At 41.0% G+C, this 19576-nt stretch carries 14 protein-coding genes; 1 reads left to right on the forward strand and 13 read right to left on the reverse strand.

Features of this window, described 5'->3' with window-relative positions:
- Positions 1–14 precede the first annotated feature (14 nt).
- The gene (locus tag V4B17_RS04285; protein ID WP_455478973.1) at positions 15–1841 is read left to right on the forward strand and encodes an aminopeptidase P family protein; all 1827 of its coding nucleotides are present in this window, start codon (positions 15–17) and stop codon (positions 1839–1841) included.
- A gap of 286 nt (positions 1842–2127) precedes the next feature.
- Here V4B17_RS04285 and ligA read toward each other — a convergent pair whose 3' ends face one another.
- From ligA to murD, 13 genes are all read right to left on the reverse strand, one after another.
- A complete protein-coding gene (ligA, locus tag V4B17_RS04290) occupies positions 2128–4287 on the reverse strand; it encodes an NAD-dependent DNA ligase LigA (protein WP_455478974.1) in 2160 nt (719 codons plus the stop codon).
- A gap of 107 nt (positions 4288–4394) precedes the next feature.
- Positions 4395–6056: a DNA repair protein RecN gene (gene recN, locus V4B17_RS04295; RefSeq protein ID WP_455478975.1), complete on the reverse strand. Its 1662-nt coding sequence runs from the start codon at positions 6054–6056 to the stop codon at positions 4395–4397.
- 6 nt (positions 6057–6062) lie between these two features.
- Positions 6063–6956: an outer membrane protein assembly factor BamD gene (locus V4B17_RS04300; protein ID WP_455478976.1), complete on the reverse strand. Its 894-nt coding sequence runs from the start codon at positions 6954–6956 to the stop codon at positions 6063–6065.
- Between the two features lie 171 nt (positions 6957–7127).
- Positions 7128–8003 carry a UDP-3-O-acyl-N-acetylglucosamine deacetylase gene (lpxC, locus tag V4B17_RS04305; protein ID WP_455478977.1) on the reverse strand — a complete coding sequence of 292 codons (876 nt, stop codon included), beginning with the start codon at positions 8001–8003 and terminating at the stop codon, positions 7128–7130.
- 212 nt (positions 8004–8215) lie between these two features.
- Positions 8216–9967, reverse strand: a complete 1752-nt coding sequence (ftsZ, locus tag V4B17_RS04310; protein WP_455478978.1) for a cell division protein FtsZ — start codon at positions 9965–9967, stop codon at positions 8216–8218.
- Positions 9968–10036: 69 nt separating this feature from the next.
- On the reverse strand, positions 10037–11338 hold the full coding sequence (gene ftsA, locus V4B17_RS04315; protein WP_455478979.1) for a cell division protein FtsA: 1302 nt from the start codon (positions 11336–11338) through the stop codon (positions 10037–10039).
- The gene (locus tag V4B17_RS04320) at positions 11335–12243 is read right to left on the reverse strand and encodes a cell division protein FtsQ/DivIB (RefSeq protein WP_455478980.1); all 909 of its coding nucleotides are present in this window, start codon (positions 12241–12243) and stop codon (positions 11335–11337) included. Before V4B17_RS04320 ends, ftsA begins: the two co-directional genes overlap by 4 nt.
- A complete protein-coding gene (locus V4B17_RS04325) occupies positions 12231–13151 on the reverse strand; it encodes a D-alanine--D-alanine ligase (RefSeq protein ID WP_455478981.1) in 921 nt (306 codons plus the stop codon). Before V4B17_RS04325 ends, V4B17_RS04320 begins: the two co-directional genes overlap by 13 nt.
- Before the next feature lie 241 nt (positions 13152–13392).
- Entirely contained in the window at positions 13393–14370 is a 978-nt protein-coding gene (murB, locus tag V4B17_RS04330) for a UDP-N-acetylmuramate dehydrogenase (RefSeq protein ID WP_455478982.1), read from the reverse strand.
- Positions 14348–15775, reverse strand: coding sequence for a UDP-N-acetylmuramate--L-alanine ligase (gene murC, locus V4B17_RS04335; protein WP_455478983.1), 1428 nt, complete (start codon positions 15773–15775; stop codon positions 14348–14350). Before murC ends, murB begins: the two co-directional genes overlap by 23 nt.
- On the reverse strand, positions 15759–16895 hold the full coding sequence (locus V4B17_RS04340) for a UDP-N-acetylglucosamine--N-acetylmuramyl-(pentapeptide) pyrophosphoryl-undecaprenol N-acetylglucosamine transferase (protein ID WP_455478984.1): 1137 nt from the start codon (positions 16893–16895) through the stop codon (positions 15759–15761). Before V4B17_RS04340 ends, murC begins: the two co-directional genes overlap by 17 nt.
- Positions 16888–18042, reverse strand: a complete 1155-nt coding sequence (locus tag V4B17_RS04345) for an FtsW/RodA/SpoVE family cell cycle protein (RefSeq protein ID WP_455478985.1) — start codon at positions 18040–18042, stop codon at positions 16888–16890. Before V4B17_RS04345 ends, V4B17_RS04340 begins: the two co-directional genes overlap by 8 nt.
- A 131-nt stretch (positions 18043–18173) precedes the next feature.
- Positions 18174–19574: a UDP-N-acetylmuramoyl-L-alanine--D-glutamate ligase gene (gene murD / locus V4B17_RS04350; protein WP_455478986.1), complete on the reverse strand. Its 1401-nt coding sequence runs from the start codon at positions 19572–19574 to the stop codon at positions 18174–18176.
- Between the last annotated feature and the right edge of the window lie 2 nt (positions 19575–19576).

The raw sequence follows: 19576 nt of genomic DNA on the forward strand, positions 1-19576 counted from the left end.
GAAAGGACGTTGTTATGTATCAATCTTTTGAAATGACAACAAATCCAGCCCATGCTCTAGGACGTATTACCTCTCTTCGTAAAGAACTAGACCGCCTTGAACTCGATGGTTTTCTTGTTCCACATGCAGATGAACACCAAAGAGAGTATATCCCTCCTCATGCTCAACGCCTTAGCTGGCTAACTGGCTTTACTGGATCAGCTGGGATTGCACTGATTTTAAAAAACAAAGCCATCATATTTACAGACGGGCGATATAAGCTCCAAGTTCGCCAACAAACCGATCCTGATATTTTTGATTATGAAGATCTCATAGCTTGCCCTCCCTCAAAATGGCTTGAAAAAAATGAGCAAAAACTTACTATTGGCTTTGATCCATGGCTTCACACCATTGTTTCCGCCGATGCATTGAAAAACGCATTAGAAACGAAAGTAGGTGGAAAACTTGTAGCAATTCACTCTAATCCCATCGATCTCATTTGGTATGATCAACCACAACTGCCACAATCTGCCCTATCAGTTCATCCTCTCAAATATGCAGGATGCAGTTCAGATGAAAAATTGGCATTGATTTGCAGATATATACAAAAAGCCAATGCAGAGGCCTTTATTTTTACAGATCCCTCCTCCATTGCATGGACATTTAATATACGTGGCAATGATGTTTCCAACACACCTTTTTCCCTTTGTTTTGCTCTCGTTCCAATTAAAAAAACACCATCCTTATTCATTAACAGCAAAAAACTTGGTGTAGAACAAAAAAAATATCTGGAACGTTATGCAAAGCTATATGAGCCAGAACAATTTATTCCAAAGATCAAAGAGTATGTTCAAAAAAGGACAGTGCTTGCCTTAGATCCACGACTAACGTGCGAAAAATTACGCATTACTATTGAAGAACAAAAAGGCTCTTTTATTACGATTACTGATCCCGCTGCTCTACCACGTGCTATTAAAAATAACACAGAACTAAACGGTGCGCGCAAAGCACACCTGCGCGATGGTGTAGCACTTACCCGCTTTTTTTCTTGGTTAGATAAACAAACACCTGGCACAATAAGTGAAATTTCTGCTGCTCAAAAATTAGAAGAATTTCGCATAACAACAGCAAAAGAAATGGGAGAAAAACTTAAAGATCTGTCTTTTGATACAATCTCAGCAGCAGGTGCAAATGGTGCTATTGTTCATTATCGCGTGACAACTAAAACAAATAAATTATTGAAAGCTGGTGAACTTTATCTTGTTGATTCAGGTGGACAATATCGTGACGGTACAACAGATGTCACGCGTACAATAGCAATTGAAAATGTTGGAGAGGAAGAGAAACGCTGTTTTACCCTTGTTCTCAAAGGTATGATTGCTCTTTCAACAGCACGATTTCCAAAAGGCACACGTGGACAAGACATTGATAGTCTAGCACGCATCGCCTTATGGAAAGCGGGTTTTGATTATGCTCATGGCACGGGCCATGGGGTTGGATCTTATCTCTCTGTTCATGAAGGTCCACAAAATCTTTCGCGCAATGGATGCCAGAAACTCATTCCAGGAATGATTATTTCTAATGAACCTGGATATTACCGTGAAGGTGTTTTTGGTATTCGTATTGAAAATTTGATGATTGTGAAGCCAGCGCAAAAAATTGATGGCGGAGATATAGAAATGCTCTCATTTGAAACACTTACAAATTGCCCCATTGATCGACGCTTAATCCTCCCAGAGATTTTGACATTGCAGGAGCGACAATGGCTTAATGATTACCATGCACATGTTTATGAGGTTAATGTGCCTTACTTGAACGAAGAAGATAAAAAATGGGCAAAAGAAGCAACCATGCCTCTTTAAGTAAAACAGCATACAACTTTACTTTTTCCACAAAAACTCCTCTTTCTCTTTTTTTAAAGAAGGATACAGATTTTTCATAAAAGCATATAAGAAGCACTCTTTATATGGACAATCGTACTTGAAATATTCACAAATCAAAACTCTTCGCAAAATAAGAGAGAGCGTAACAATTTTAAGAAAAGAAAGAGAGTATCAGCATTTCTCATTTTAGCACACAGGCACAAACAATGTTTTACATAAAATGAATGATAATACTGGTATATTCACTATTCTTGAAGGAAAAATTTTAAACATAATGCCCTTCAATTAACTGCAACCAAGTCTCTTCATCGATAATCTCAACACCTAACTCCTGTGCTTTAGCCAATTTTGATCCTGCCCCATTTCCTGCAACGAGAAGATCTGTTTTTTTAGAAAGTGAACCGGAAGTCTTTGCACCCAACCGTTCCGCTAATGCTTTTGCTTCATCGCGTGACATCCGTGATAAAATTCCTGTAAAAACAATGATTTTTTCTGCTATTGGTGAAGAATCTGTCATCACAAGTTTTTCATCAAGAGGCGTAATTTCCTTAAGCAAAACAGACAAAACCTCACGGTTATGCGCTTCCTTATAAAAATTAAGAATCGCACTCCCTACCTGTGGTCCAATTCCTTCAATATTGATAAGATCTATCCAAATCTCATTTCCTTCCGTATTATTCTTATCACATGGCATAATAGCCGTCATCGCCGCCATCTCAAAAGCTGTATAATTTTGATAGGTGCGTGCAAGACGCCGTGCATTAACCTGTCCAACATGGCGAATTCCTAATGCAAATAAAAAACGGCTTAAAGGAATTTTTCGGCGTGCATTAATCGCATCATAAAGTTTACGAACTGAAGTGGTACCAAAACCTTCCATATTTTCTAAATGCACCAGAGATTTTTCTTGGCGGCGTTGTAAAGTAAAAATATCAGCTGGCGTATGAATACAGAGCGTCTCATCTTGAACATGGAAAAAAAACTCTACTTGTTTTTTTCCAAGTCCCTCAATATCAAAAGCATTGCGTGAAACAAAATGACGAATACGCTCAATTGCTTGTGCAGGGCAAATAAGCCCACCAGTGCATCGACGCACCGCTTCTCCCACTTCACGAACAGCATGACTCCCACATACTGGGCATAAGTGAGGAAAAACAAAAGCAGAAGCGTCTTTTGGACGCTTTTCAGCAACAATATCGACGATTTGAGGTATCACATCACCAGCACGTTGCACAATCACTGTATCTCCCACACGGATATCACGCCCTTCACGAATTGGAGCTCCTTTATGACCAATTCCCTTAATATAATCCTCATTATGCAAACTCGCACTGGTGATCACCACACCACCAACAGTAATAGGTGCAAGACGCGCAACAGGGGTTAATGCTCCGGTTCGTCCAACTTGAATATCAATTCCTTCCAAAAGTGCCATCGCTTTTTCTGCTGGAAATTTATGCGCAATTGCCCAACGTGGCGAACGAGAGACAAACCCCAAACGCATCTGGAGCATCAAATCATTAACCTTATAAACAATTCCATCAATATCATAACTTAAGAAATGGCGGCATTCTTCGATATGATAATAATAAGAAATAATCTCTTCTAATGTCTTAAAAACTTTTGTTAATGGATTGATAATAAATCCATATTCTTTTATCTTTTTTATCATCCCTATTTGGCTTTCTGCTGGCATTTCACTCACTTCACCTAAAGCATAAGCAAAAAATTTAAGCTTTCTACTTGCGGTTACCCGTGAATCAAGCTGTCGTAGCGAACCAGCTGCAGCATTCCTAGGATTAGCAAAAACCAATTTTCCCTTCCCCTGTTGATTCATATTAAGCGCTTGAAAATCCCCCCGCCCCATATAAACTTCACCACGAACCTCAACAACATCAGGAAAATTGCCTTTCAAGACTTTCGGAATATCAGAAATTGTCTGCGCATTCGCTGTAACATTTTCACCTACATACCCATCACCACGAGTAGCAGCGCGCACAAGACTCCCTTTTTCATAGCGCAAAGACAAAGATAAACCATCAATCTTCGGCTCAGCTGTTATTTCTAATATCTGTTTTTCTGGAAGTCGTAAAAAACGACGAACGCGCTCAATAAACTCACTAACATCTTCAAAGTTAAATGCATTATCAAGTGAAAGCATCGCCTGTGAATGAACAGCTTTTTCAAATTTTTCAGAAACCGGTGCCCCAATTTTATGTGAAGGAGAATCTGAACGAATAAGCTCCGGAAAGAGGGATTCAATTTCTGCATTACGGCGACGAAGAGCATCATACTCTGCATCAGAAATTTCAGGCTGGTCGTGATTATTATAAAGCACATCATGACGTGCAATCTCTTTCGCCAACCACTCTAATTCACTTTCTGCTTCAAGAGCAGTTAAGTTTTTAATTTCGTCCTTGTTCATAAAATCTATTCCAAATTATGGGCTATGGCCATAGGAATCTCAATTTTTTATCACGAATAGAATTCAAATAAATACCCGCCAGTATTTTTATCGCTCATCAATTATACCTACGCAAGAAGTTTTTGAGCAGCTGCACGCGCCTCTTTAGTAATCTGTTCTCCTGCCAACATGCGAGCAATTTCCTCTGCGCGCTCATGCTCTTCCATTTTATAGATACCCGTAACAAATCGTCCTTCACCATCGCTTTCAACCTTTGAAACAAGAAAATGGCTCTGCGCTTTCGATGCTACCTGCGGTGCATGCGTAATAGCAAAAACCTGAACACTTTCTGATAAACGCTGCAATCGTTGCCCAATAGCAGCTGCAACAGCTCCACCAACCCCCGTATCAATTTCATCAAAAATCAATGTGGGAGCCGATCCCCGATCAGACAAAACAACCTTTAATGCCAATAAAAAACGGGATAATTCACCACCAGAAGCAACACTCAACATCGGCCCAGCGCGTGTTCCAGGATTTGTCCGAACCCAATATTCAATATGATCTATTCCCTCTGCACTACGTCTTTCAACATCACTCTGCATTTCAACGATAAATTCTGCCTTTTCCAATTTCAACGCTGGCAACTCAGCCATCACGCTTTCAGATAAACGCTTTGCTGCTTTTCGACGTTTTATTGACAACGTTTGCGCCAATATGTCGTAATTTTTCTGTGCTTCCCGCGCCTCATCTTCAAAACGCATCAATATGATCTTATCCTCCTCAAAGTTAGCGAGTTCAGCATCCATTTTATCACGCAACTGAGCCAGTTCGTCGGCAGAAACTTGATATTTACGAGTAAAACCACGAAGAGCAAAAAGACGCTCTTCTATCTTCTCTAATTCATCAGGTTTAAAATCCAATGCTCGTATTGCAGATTCAAGACCTTCTTGTGCTGTTGCAAGTGCATGCAACGCATCATCAATAGATTTGACCACAGGTGTAATCAACTCTTGCGAATCAGGAATTTTTCGCTCTAAACGCCTCACCAAATTAGAAAGAACTGGGATTGGTGATTTTGATCCACTTAAAAGATCATCAGCTTCCTTAATATCTGTCGCTATTTTTTCTAATTTAAGCATATCCGCACGACGAAGAGATAACGCATTCTCTTCACCGACTTGAAAATCAAGTTTATCAAGCTCTTCCACGCACGCGCAAAGATAATCAGCCTCACGCATAGCATCCTCTACTTTAATACGCTGTTGCTGCAAACGCTCTTCAAATTTACGCCATATCTGATAACACTGGCGCAGATTTTCCGTTTCATCCTCAAGCCCACCAAAAGCATCTAATAGTTGGCGATGCATAGCGGCATCAACAAGCGCGCGATCATCATGCTGTCCATGAATTTCAACCAACATACGGCCAACACTGCGCATCAATGCAATGCTGACCACCTGATCATTGATAAAGGCACGGCTACGACCATCACTTGATTGCACACGCCGTAAAATAATATCGCCTTCATCATCAAAACCATTTTCACGAATAATTTGACGCGCGGGATGTGAAATAGGCACATCAAAGACAGCCGTCACCTGCCCTTGAGCAGTGCCATGACGCACAAGAGAAGCATCACCACGTCCACCAAGAGCTAACGACAAAGCATCAAGGAGAATAGATTTTCCAGCACCCGTTTCTCCAGTCAAAATCGATAAACCCGCTGTAAAATAAATATCAAGCGTTTCGATCAAAACAATATTATGAATCGAAAGCTGTACCAGCATAGAAAATCAACGTGCCTTATTCTTATCACCACTCAAAACATTTGAAATCCAAGAAGATTTATGCTCCTTTGGTGACATACTATTCTTCTGTAATAAATTATAAGAAAATTTATACCATTCACTTTTTGGATAATTACGTCCTAAAATAGCCGCTGCTGTTTGCGCTTCCGCAATTAAGCCAAGAGCAAGATTAACTTCCGTCAAGCGAAAAAGCGCCTCTTCAATTTGGTTTGTATCCGAATATTCCTCAAGAACTGTACGAAACCTCCTACTGGCGGCAAGATAACGTCGCCCCTCCTCATAATAACGGCCAACCTGCATCTCTTTACCGGCTAACTGCTCCCGACCAAAACGTATTTTTGCCTTAGCATCTTCAACATACTCAGAATTAGGGTAACGCTCTATAAGAAGCTGCATAGCAGCAATAGCACGTTTCGTATCACGTTGATCACGTGTAACATCAGGAATCCGACGGAAAGAAGAAAGACCAACAATATAATAAGCATAAGCGGAATCCCCTGCCCCTGGATAAAGAGCAATATAGCGCTGAGCCATGCTAATTGAATCATCATACTTACCAAGCCGATAATTTGTAAAAGCACCCATCACCAAGGATTTACGTCCCCAATCCGTATAAGCATACTGTTTTTCAATCATAAAAAATTTTTTCGACGCATCCTCAAGCCGTCCACTATCAAGGCTAGCAAGCGCCTGATTATATAAAACATCTGGTGGATCTATTTTTAACACATATGCAGATGGATCAAGGGTATTTTTCTCTTTAAACAAACAACCTGCTAACATGCAGGTGCTCCCCAAAAGCATCACTCCCAATACCGTGCGTACAATGTTAGATCTCCTATCTGCCATATTTTCAATACATACATCAAATTTTGTCATAGTTTTTCTGGCCTCCAGAGAATATCACCTTGTAGCAAAAATTATTTATTAAAAATTTTTATACCATATCACTTTAAAATCCACCAACCAATTTAGTGACTTAGGTCAATCATCCCCTTAAAAATCAAATAAGCTATGAGAAAATCTCTTCAATTTTTCTTTCATACTACCCTATAAATAACTTTCTTCGTAACAAGATTTATCTGCCAAAACAGTTTTTACCAATTGTGAATTAATTTTATGCCCACCACAATAGGAACGGAATAATCCAATAAAAGGTGCTCCAAGCAAAGCAGTATCGCCAATCGCATCAAGCATTTTATGCCGCACATATTCGTTTTCCCAATGAGGACCATCTGGATTCATGATTTTACCATTAAGTCCGATAACAAGAGAATTTTCAAAAGAAGCGCCTATCCCTTTTCCAGCAGCCCATAATTTTTCCACATCTTTGACAAAACCAAAAGTGCGCGCACGGGATAAATTATCTCGAAACCCTTTTGTGGTAAGGTCAAAATTGAAATGTTGCTTACCAATAACACAAGAAGGAAAAGAAATTGTTACATCAAAACGGCGTCCATCAAACGGCAAGAACTCAGCAACTCCACCACCTACTTCAACCAACAGTGGCTTTTTTATAACAAAATAGCAACGCAATGCATCCTGCTGTACGACGCCAACATCTTCAAACCCTTGACAATATTGCCATGAAGAACCATCTAAAATAGGTATCTCATTACTCGACACTTCAATGACAAGATTATCCAAATTATAAGCAGCGATTGCAGCCATCAAATGCTCAATCATCTCAACTCTCACTTCTCCATATCCAAGCACTGTTGATAATTCAGTTTTTCCCGTTTGCGATGCATGCGCTTGCAATATTTGCTCTGTTCCATCCATCATACGACGCTTAAAAACAATACCACATCCAACGTCAGCTGGACAAATCTTCACCATAGATAAACACCCACTGTGAACACCATACCCCTTAAATGTTACTGCTTTTTTTAGAGTGGACTGATATTTTTGCACCAACTTCATCATATTGTTTCATTGAGTAGTTTTTACGCACTTTCAAAATATTTATAAACGCATAAAAATCATAACCCAAGAAAATAATAAACCCGCTTATAATACGCGGGTTTATAAAAACAGAATACTTCATCAAAAATCACAACAGATTTTTACCATACAAAGCTTTTATTGATCATAAAAGAAAGCACCAAATCTCCCCATATTTCTCATCTTTTTACTAATTAATTTGCCTGACGACGTAAAAACGCCGGTATCTCCAACTGATCCTCTTCGCTTATAAAAGTACGCTGATCTTGCGATACATGGGGATTCAGCTCACCAGAACGACGTGGAACATAAACAGAAGCATCCTGAGCAAGCGTTTGAGAATTTTTCTTATAGTGCACTTCTTGCTGCTGAGAAGATTTCACAGCAGGCTCTAGTCGAGCTTCTGATTCAACTTCTTCCCGATGTGTCAAGCTCTGTTTCAAACGCTGCCAAAGATTTCGAGGTCCTTGGCCAGCTGCAGATACTTTCTCACGTTGAGCATGAACAACGGGAGGAAAGTCTTTTAACTCAGGCATACGCATCGGTGAACGTACCTGCATCTGTTGTGCTTGCTTGTCTTTCTGCTTCACAATGCCTACCATATCATCAAGAACATGCGCCGTCGCCTCCATGCTTACAGGTGCAATCATAGATTGCTGAGAACTACGGCTAACTTGCATACGTGGTGCATTTGATATCTGCCCATGCACAACACTTGATCCATAAGGGGAAGCATTCGCACTTCGTGCGGCAATAGCATCTGCAGGTTGTGCAAAAATTTTACTCTTAGGACGAAACTGTTCTCCAGCCGGTTGACCCTTCTCTATTTCAAGCGCCTCTATCACTTCTACCATTGACTCAGAACGCAAAGGTGGTGACTGAATAGGAAAAGAAGTCTGCGATGCTGTAGGATCACTCCTACGAGCTGAGGTTGCATGCCTTTGAAGCTGAGAATGAGAAGGTTGAACTACATCACTAACCTCACGATCGATACCCGTTGCAACAACAGATACACGAATAACTCCCTCTAGGGAATCATCATCAATAGCACCAAAGATAACATTTGCATCCGCATCTACTTCTTCACGAATGCGATTCGCTGCTTCATCCACCTCAAAAAGAGTCATATCACGACCACCCGTAATAGAAATGAGCAAGCCACGAGCGCCCCGCATAGAAGTATCATCCAACAGCGGATTTGCAATAGCAGCTTCAGCAGCTGCCAAAGCACGACCGTCACCAGATGCCTCACCTGTTCCCATCATTGCACGACCCATTTCATGCATAACAGAACGAACATCAGCAAAATCAAGATTAATGAGCCCCTCTTTAATCATGAGGTCTGTAATAGAAGCAACACCAGAATAAAGAACTTGATCGGCCATAGCAAAAGCATCAGCAAATGTTGTTTTCTCATCTGCAATACGAAAAAGATTCTGATTGGGAATAACAATCAATGTATCAACAGACTTTTGTAGTTCTTCAATACCAGCCTCTGCCGTTTTCATACGGCGAGCACCTTCAAACTGAAATGGCTTTGTTACGACACCAACGGTCAAGATACCCTTATCACGCGCTGCGCGAGCTACAACAGGCGCCGCCCCAGTTCCTGTACCTCCACCCATACCAGCCGTAATAAAAATCATATGGGAATCTGCAAGATGATCAATAATTTCATCTATACATTCCTCCGCAGCCGCCTGCCCAACTTCTGGTAAAGCACCAGCACCAAGACCTTCCGTAACGGCTGCACCAAGCTGGATAACACGTTCAGCCTTCGACATAGCCAAAGCCTGTGCATCTGTATTGGCAACAACAAAATCAACTCCTTGAAGACCAGCATTAATCATATTATTCACGGCATTCCCACCACCACCGCCAACACCAAAAACGGTAATGCGTGGCTTCAATTCCGCGATATCTGGCCGATGCAGATTAATCGTCATTTCTTTTTCCTTCTCATAAGACATCGCAAGTCAAAGCGATGAAATTTAACTTTACCTCAATAGACTTACTTAAAAACTCTCACGCAACCATTGACCGACACGCTGAAAATACCCACACGTGCCCATCGATAAATGTTTTACTGCACCCTGCATTGTTTTTTCTCCAAAACCCACCAATTGCGGATAAATCAACAATCCAACAGCAGATGTAAACGCCGCCCCTTTTGCAAGAGAAGGAAGCCTCGAGATACCCAAAGGCCGTCCTATGCGAACATTTCTTCCCAAAATACTACGTGCCATTTCTGGCAATCCTGTTAACTGACTTGCTCCCCCAGTCAAAATAACGCGTTTACCGATAATGTGACCAAAACCAGAACGATTTAAACAATCACGTACCATCTCTAAAATTTCTTCAACACGTGCATGAATGATACGACCAAGAACAGCGCGAGGATATTGAGTTTCACGCTGCCCATTCCCAATCTCTGCCACATTAATCATATGTCGCTCATCAGCACTTGTCAGAAGCGCTGAACCATAAACAACCTTTAAACGTTCTGCCTCTGTAAGCGACATAGAAAACCCCCGTGCAACATCAAGAGTCACATGATGTCCGCCAATCGCAAGTGCGTCTGCATGGACAAACTTTCCTTCAAAAAATACTGAAAATGTCGTTGTTCCACCACCAAAATCAATACATGCAGCCCCTAAATTCGCTTCATCATTCATCAAAACAGCAAGACCACTTGCAAAGGGAGTTGCAACCATTGTTTCAACACTTAAATGTGCACGATTAATGCAAGACTCCAGATTACGCAAAGATGCTGTTTCCGCTGTTACCACATGCACATCCACACCAAACAATTCCCCTGTCATTCCAATAGGATCAGAAATCCCTTTATCTCCATCCAACACATAAGAGACTGGAACTGAATGCATGACATGACGTTCAGCATCAAAAATCTTACGCGAAACATCTGAAAATGCCACACGCACATCACGCTTGGTTACCTCACGGCCATCCAGACGTACCATGCCATTAACAAGAGCACTTTGTAATCGGCTTGAAGAAAAATTCACAATCACAGAATCAACTACCAAACCGGCCATTTTTTCCGCTGCATCAACAGCCAATCGTATGGATTGTTCTGCTGCACACATATCCATCACAACCCCCGATTTGATACCGCGTGAACGCTGCACTCCAAAACCTAGAATTTCCATAGAATGTGTGCGACCATGTAAATAGTGCATATTCTTCAAAGGACGCAAACAAGCAATAAGACAAACAATTTTACTTGAGCCGACATCGAGAACCGTCAAAAAACGTGTTTTACGTCCCCCCATATGCTGTGATCCAAGCAACATCATAAACCTCTCGCCTTTCGCGCCTTTAAAGCGCGTTCTTCTTCAGCCACAGCAACCCCACGACGTTCCAATGCTTCATCTGATAAAGAAACTGTAATTCGATCAGAAAGACGTAAATCAACACTTAAAATATCGCGAGAAAAAAGATCTTGCGCTGTACCTGTCCTAATAAAAGAAGAAAGCCTTTCAAGTGCACCATTTTCAGGCAACTTAACGCGTATGCCATTATCCAAGACAAGATCCCAACGCCGATCACCTACACGCACATAAGCACGAACACGATCATACAACTGCGGATATGCCGAAAGCGCTTGAATAAAAACTTTGGCAGCATTTTGTGCACCCCGACCAACCACAAGGGGCAATCCCTGAACTAGACCTCCCCGAAAAGGCACAATTACGCGCCCTGTACTATCAACAATATCCATCACACCGTCATGCTGCCAAATCGCATATGGCTCACGCTCCACGACTGAAATACGCACGCGGTTAGGATAAATCTTTTGAACATTAGCCGACTGAATCCAAGCCTGCTGTTCCAAAACAGAACGTGCCCTATCAACATCAAAAACAAACATTGATGGAGAAAGATCAAGTCCTAAAATTTTTAAAACTTCCTGTTTTACTACACGCTTATTACCACTTATCTCGATATCGGTAACCTCAAAACCAATATCCGATATTACAGTCTTCATGATCATCTCCATACGACCACTTGATGAAAGCCCATAAAGCACTGTAACAAAGAAAAAGAATAAAACCGCAAAAGAACCGAAATGGCGAGGCACACAAATACTGGTAAATACAAACTCAAACATAAATCGGAGAAAGCGACGATAAAGACGTGGCAAAGCCGACACTGAAAGCATCATCGGAACATTTGTTTTACCAATATTCAACGCATACACGACGCGTCCTCCACCATCCACTGAACAATATCGCGATAGGTACGACCACTCGCTTTTGCAATATCAGGAAAAAGAGAAGTCGATGTCATACCAGGCTGTGTATTAATTTCAAGCCAAACTAACTCTTCCGTTTCCTCATCAAAACGAAAATCAGAGCGGCTAACACCTCGACAACCTATCGCCTGATGTGCGGCTAAAGACATTCTTTGCACCTTTTGGTAAATATTTGGTGAAAGTTGTGCAGGACAAATGTGACGAGAGCCACCAGATTTATATTTCGAGTCATAATCATAGAACCGAAAACACTGATCAGGTAGAATTTCACAAACATCCAAAGCCTCATTTCCCAAAACAGCACAAGTAAGTTCACGCCCAGGAATATATTTTTCAATAATCACCTCATCTGCATAAATCCATTCATCCCCCACAACATTACGCGGCGGCGCAGATTCATTTCCTTTTACAATAACGACACCAAAGCTCGACCCTTCACGCACAGGCTTAATTACATAAGGAGGCTCCATAGGATGCACTCGCCCTACAGCAAAGCGGTTCATCACATAAGAAGGAGCAACAGAAACACCAACGCTTGCAGCAACAATTTTTGCACGCCCCTTATCCATTGCCAATGCAGACGCCATTACTCCAGAATGGGTATAAGGAATTTTTAAACACTCAAGAACACCCTGAATACAACCATCCTCACCAAATGCTCCATGCAATGCATTAAAAGCGATATCAGGACGCAATTGTTCAAGAACAGAAGCAATATGACCATCAACATCCACGCGGCTCACACGATATCCCTGCACCTCAAGAACATCAGCACAAGCGGCACCTGAAGATAAACTTACAGACCGTTCAGAGGAGATCCCCCCCATTAACACAGCTATATGCTCATCTTTCATAATAACCTATCCTCCTTAGCATACTATATATAGACCATATAGAAATCACCAATACTATATACAGAAAATACCAAGATTTATCCTTGCGAATCAATAACCTAAGCATTTTGCACAGTGAATCAGACTCAAACGTATGACGCAAGAGATTCTTTGTTAATTTATTGATTCTTAATGGATTTTTTTATTATCTCTTTGAAATGACTCAATTTTTTATTACAAATTTTTTATTACACCGAATAAATTAATTAAACTGATCAAAAGAAGGAACACTACGACCCTGTTCAAATTGTCCAATACGCTGTATTTCCCACTGTAATAAATGGGCTGAGTGAGCAAAAACGCGGGCACGCACTGTTTCTCCCAATGCTTCAAGATCATAGCCTGTTGCTTGCCCTGTATTGATCATAAAATTACAGTGCATTTCACTCATTTGAGCCCCACCAACCCGTAAACCACGGCACCCTGCCTCATCAATAGCACGCCATGCAGATATATTTTCAAAATTTCGGAAAGTTGATCCACCTGTCTTTTCACGAACAGGTTGTACTTTTTCCCGATGAAGTGTAACTTCATTCATAGCCGCACGAATATTGTTTTTATCTCCTGGTTGTCCTTCCAACAAAGCAGCAGTAAAAATAAAATCTTCCGGAGTATTACAATGGCGATAGGAATAGTGCATATCCTTCAAAGTCAAAACATGACGCTTCCCTCTACGATCAAGTGCATAAACTTCAACAACACGCGCAGCTGTTTCGATACCATTAGCTCCTGCATTCATTTTGAGTGCTCCTCCAATACCACCAGGAATACCATGATAAAAATGAAAACCTGCAACCTCAGCTTCTAAAGCTACCGCTGCTAAATGTTTATCTGCCGTAGCAGCACCAACCAAAAATCGCTTTGGAGAAACTTGTTGTACTTGCCCAAAACCTTTTGCAGAAAGACGAACAACAACACCAGGAATCCCCCCATCCCGCACCAGAAGATTAGAACCGATCCCCACAATTGTTATAGGGATAGATTCAGGCAAATTTTGAAGAAAAAAAACCAAATCCGCTTCATTAGCAGGCTGATAAAAAAGCTCTGCCAACCCACCAGTACGAAACCATGTTACTTTCCGCATCTCTACATTAGGCGTAATTTTGCCTTTTATCCCGCCCAACATCGGTTGCAATCGCGCCAACAGCGCCTCACCATCAATGAGTTGAAAATTCATCATTATTATCAAGCACCATCAACTGGCGAGGCAAAGCATAAGCCCATTGTGTGATATTGCCAGCACCAAGAAAAACAACATAATCCCCCGCTTGAGCAAATGTAGAGATAAGCGAAATGACATCTTCCAGACAATGAATCAAACGTGCATCACGGTGACCGGATTTTTGAATATGTTCTACCAATTCTCTAGCACCAAAACCAGCGATTGGCTCTTCACCGGCTGCATAAACAGGTGTGATCATCACAGTATCAGCATCATTAAAACAAGCAGCAAAATCATCAAATAGATTATGCAAACGAGAATAACGATGTGGTTGCACAACAGCAATAATGCGCCCTTTTGCACTTTCACGCGCTGCACGTAAAACAGCTTTTATCTCGACAGGATGATGTCCATAATCATCAAAGATCTCAATACCATTCCAGCTCCCTATCTGTGTAAAACGCCGTTTTACTCCACTAAATCCTTCTATCCCCTTTTTTATAGAGCCGTTTGAAATGCCAAGTTCATGAGCAATAGCAATCGCAGCCGTTGCATTAGACACATTATGCTGCCCAGACATTGGCAAAATTAAATTTTTTAACTCAGTCTCTCTACCTGTCTTACGCGAACGAATAAGAACATCAAAATGCGTTTTTTGACCATCCATAGACAGATTAAGAAAACGAACATCTGCTTGTGGATTGGCACCATAAGTGATCACCCAACGGTCATGAATACGACTAGCTAAAGACTGAACCTCTGGATGATCAAGGCATAAAACAGCAAAACCATAAAAGGGAACATTCTCTACAAAATTCCGAAAAGCTTGGCGTAAAGCAGAAAAATTCCCATAATGATCCAAATGCTCAGCATCAATATTAGTAACAACGGCAATATCAGCAGGCAACTTTAAAAATGTACCATCACTTTCATCAGCTTCAACAACCATCCAATCACCTCCCCCCATACGAGCATTGGTACCATAAGCATTAATAATACCGCCATTAATCACCACCGGATCCAAATTACCGGCAACAAGAAGTGCTGCTACCATTGATGTGGTCGTTGTTTTACCATGTGTACCACCAACAGCAATTGCCCGACGAAACCGCATAAGCTCTGCTAGCATTTCTGCACGCCTCACAAGCGGCAAATGCCTTTCTTTTGCGGCAATATATTCAGGATTTGTTTTTTTAATAGCAGTAGAAAAAACAACAACTTCTGCATTTCCTAAATTTTCAGGGTTATGACCGATATAAATGTTAATTCCTTTTCCCCGTAAACGCTCAACATTCGCATTCTCAACTTGATCTGATCCTTGAACTTGATAGCCAACATTATGAAAAACCTCCGCAATTCCACTCATACCGATACCACCGATTCCAACAAAATGGATAACACCTATATTAAGCGGCATTTTCATCAAAAAACTCCTCTTTTATATCTGACAATAATTTCCCTGCAATCAACGATTCAGCCACATCAGCAAGGCGGCTGGTTGCATAAGGTTGTCCAACTTTTTTTGCAGCAAATGCTTGTTTTTCCAATAAGTACGGCGTACGACAGGCTTCTGTTAAGAGAGACGCAAGTTTTTGTGCATTAAAATCTTTTTCTGATACAATTTGAGCACCTCCCGCAGCAGAAAGCAGTGCTGCATTTTCCGCCTGATCATGATCTAAAGCATAAGGATACGGTATAAGCAAAGCGGGTCGACCAATCACAGCTATTTCACAAACAGATGAAGCACCAGCACGTGACAAAATAAAATGAGCACGCGCCATACGTTCTGCCATATCATCAAAAAAAGAGGCAACTTCTGCACGCACACCAATCTTACGGTAGATTTCTATTAACTCTCCGGCTTCACCTCGAACTTGCTGAACAATTCGCAAGCGTTTACGATCCTTCTCATCTAGCAAAGCAATTGCTGCAGGAACAATTCGTGAAAAAGAAGAAGCCCCTTGACTACCACCAAAAACCAAGAAATGAAATGGATCTTCACCAATTGAGGGATGATAAGGAATTTCCGCTGCTTTGAGAACAGCCTCACGCACAGGATTGCCAGTAAGAAGTATTTTATTGGTAGAAATATTATTTGGCAACAACAAACCACCTGCTATTGCACTCACAAAAGCTGCCAACGCTCGATTTGCACGTCCCATAATGGCATTTTGCTCGTGAATAAATGTTACACGCCGTGTTAAAGCAGCAATAAAAAGAGGAGGAACAGTAGGATATCCCCCAAATCCACCAACGAGAACAGGACGCAGCTTATAAAAAAGCACCAATGACTGCCCCATTCCTTTTAGCAAAGCCCAAAATGTTTTTACAAGTGCAAAAGGATGGTATCGTGTAAACGTCGCTGATGAAAGTATATGTGTATGCTCTTCATCAAAGCAGCGTATAAAACATTGAGCTCTTTCATCTGTAGCTAAATGAACATCATATCCACGCCGTCTTAATTCAACAGCAAGTGCTTCAGCAGGGAAAAGATGCCCACCCGTACCACCAGCCACCAAAACAATAACTTTTTTATCAGTCATAAATGATATCCAAAACAGCAGAGGAAGAAAAAGCGGAAAGGCGTGCTTCTGGCCAGCGGCGCGTTAAACTAAGTAAAATCCCCATTGACAATGCAATCGCCACCATAGAGGAACCACCATAGGAAATAAATGGCAATGTCATTCCCTTTGGAGGGATGAGATGAAGATTAACCGCCATATTAATCGCTGATTGAAAACCAATCATCATTGCTATGCCAGCAATACCAAGACGTATAAAGGAATCACGTGTATTCATGGCTATATACAATGAACGCATGACGATAAAGCCAAAAAGCATCATAATCAAAAAACAGAGGATAATACCATATTCTTCAGCTGCAACGGAAAAAACAAAATCTGTATGGCTATCAGGAATGATACGTTTCACCGTTCCCTCGCCCGGTCCTTGCCCAAACCAACCACCATTCAAAATAGCCTCACGTCCCACATCCACTTGAAAAGTATTGCCTTCACCTGTCAAAAAACCATTGATCCGCTCGCGCACATGGTGAAGAGAAAAATAGGCAAAAACAATTCCTACAATCCCTAAAATGAGAAAAAGGAAAAGAATAGTAAGAGGTACACCAGCAATAAAAAACAACCCTCCCCATGTTGCACTTATTAAAAGCGTTTGGCCAATATCAGGCTGTAGAACAAGAAGCACACAACAAATGGCATAAAGTATAATTGCCAACGCATAACCCAAAATTCCCCTCCTGCGCATCCGTTCCGAAAAAAGCCAAGCAGACATCACAACAAAAGCTGGCTTCATAAATTCTGAAGCCTGTACAGAAAAACCAAAAAGAAGAATCCACCTGCGTGCTCCCTTTAATTCTGGACCAACGAACAAAGTTGCAACCATAAGAACAAGCGTTGCAATTAACAAAAGAGCACATAAACGGCGAATATTACGAATCGAAAAAAAAGAAATGGTAACCATTGCAAAAAACGCTGGAATACTAAAAATGATATGCCAGCGAACAAAATAAAAACTATCAGCAATTCCGATTTTTTTTGCAATAGTGGGGCTTGCAGCAAAAGAAAGCATAATGCCAATCCCCATTAAGATTAAACAAGCCGCAAAGATAGAGCGATCAATCGTCCACCACCAATTCGCAATTGGATCTCTATCAGCACGCGTAACCATTACATCTACCTCATCTTTTTCATAATTCTACTCAAAGTGATATGGTTCCCTACTTTTTAGCAAAACACTTCAAAACTGAATTACACGAAAAAAGATTCCGGAATATTAACGTGAAAACGCTTTTTTTAAATTCATGCTTCTTTCAGCTGCATAACCAAGGAAATAAATGCTTCTCCACGAATTTCATAATTTTTAAATTGATCATAACTTGCACAAGCAGGTGAAAAAAGAACCACAACCTCCTTCGCCTTGCAATGCATTGCATCAGTAGCAGCTTCATGCACCGCATTTTCCAAAGTTAAGCTCATCGAAAAAGGAAAAACAGATCCAATAACACCGGCAAATTCTTCCGCCGCGCTCCCAATCAAATAAGCTTTGCGAACTTTATGAAAAAATCCTCTAAGAGACTCAATCCCACCTTTTTTTGCCTGCCCTCCAACAATCCAAAAAATATCATTAAAAGCAGAAAGTGCAGGAGCTGATGCATCTGCATTGGTAGCCTTGCTATCATTAATAAACAAAACTGTCCCCATTTTACGCACCTGCTGCATACGATGAGCCAATCCTTTATAACTTGCTAAATGGTTCTCTATATATGGATCAGTAATTTTTAAAGCTTGCAATGTTGCTAAAACCATAAGCACATTTTGTGCGTTGTGGCTACCACGTAAAGATGTCATAAAAGCCAGATCTGCAAGCATAGAGCGCTGCCCTCGATGAACAGAAAAAAGTTTAGTGCTCTCAGCATAAAAACCATTTTTAACAAAATGTTCCTTGGAAATTGCCTCGACTTGACGACCTTCATGAAGAAATTGTTGATACAAATCCCGACAAGCAGCATCATCAACTGAAATCAAGGCATGAGAAGCCCTAGTCACTAAATACCTTTTAGCTTGTACATATTGAGAAAAGCTACCATGGCGATCAATATGATCAGGTGTGAGATTTAATAAAAGACCAACAGTCGGCTGAAGAGAGGGTGTAAGATCAATTTGAAACGATGAACATTCAATCACATAAATACGTTTTTTTACAAATGGCTTAAGAGTCAATACTGCAGTTCCGATATTTCCTCCCATCTGTACATCATAGCCCATTTGTTCTAACAAATGAGTAAGCAAAGCTGTCGTCGTTGATTTCCCATTCGTACCCGTAATAGCGATAAAGGGCACATCTTGATTACAAAAACCATAATGCTGTAAAAAATGGTTGCGCGCACGAACAAATAATTCAATATCGCCGATAATTTCTATACCTTTTTGACGTGCTTTCTCAACAACCCAATGGGGTTGAGGATAATTTAAAGGAACACCAGGAGCTAAAATCAATGCCACAAATTCTGACCAATCTTCATAATAGAGATTTCGTGTTGGAACATTGTGCTGTGAAGCCGCTTGCACGCTTGAAGGACTATCATCCCATGCAACAACTTCCGCACCACCACGTATCAATGCTTTTGCTGCTGCCAATCCAGATGACCCTAATCCAAACAAAGCAACTTTTTGACCTTTATAACACGTAACAGAAATCAAAA

It is taken from the genome of Bartonella sp. B23, from assembly GCF_053793815.1.

Bases quoted from the DNA above. Each gene is read 5' to 3' on its own strand.
- V4B17_RS04340 (WP_455478984.1), bottom strand. From the start codon at position 16,895: ATGACTGATAAAAAAGTTATTGTTTTGGTGGCTGGTGGTACGGGTGGG.
- recN (WP_455478975.1), bottom strand. From the start codon at position 6,056: ATGCTGGTACAGCTTTCGATTCATAATATTGTTTTGATCGAAACGCTT.
- V4B17_RS04285 (WP_455478973.1), top strand. From the start codon at position 15: ATGTATCAATCTTTTGAAATGACAACAAATCCAGCCCATGCTCTAGGA.
- ftsA (WP_455478979.1), bottom strand. From the start codon at position 11,338: ATGATGTTGCTTGGATCACAGCATATGGGGGGACGTAAAACACGTTTT.
- ligA (WP_455478974.1), bottom strand. From the start codon at position 4,287: ATGAACAAGGACGAAATTAAAAACTTAACTGCTCTTGAAGCAGAAAGT.
- V4B17_RS04300 (WP_455478976.1), bottom strand. From the start codon at position 6,956: ATGACAAAATTTGATGTATGTATTGAAAATATGGCAGATAGGAGATCT.
- lpxC (WP_455478977.1), bottom strand. From the start codon at position 8,003: ATGATGAAGTTGGTGCAAAAATATCAGTCCACTCTAAAAAAAGCAGTA.
- murB (WP_455478982.1), bottom strand. From the start codon at position 14,370: ATGATGAATTTTCAACTCATTGATGGTGAGGCGCTGTTGGCGCGATTG.
- V4B17_RS04345 (WP_455478985.1), bottom strand. From the start codon at position 18,042: ATGGTTACGCGTGCTGATAGAGATCCAATTGCGAATTGGTGGTGGACG.
- ftsZ (WP_455478978.1), bottom strand. From the start codon at position 9,967: ATGACGATTAATCTGCATCGGCCAGATATCGCGGAATTGAAGCCACGC.
- murC (WP_455478983.1), bottom strand. From the start codon at position 15,775: ATGAAAATGCCGCTTAATATAGGTGTTATCCATTTTGTTGGAATCGGT.
- V4B17_RS04325 (WP_455478981.1), bottom strand. From the start codon at position 13,151: ATGAAAGATGAGCATATAGCTGTGTTAATGGGGGGGATCTCCTCTGAA.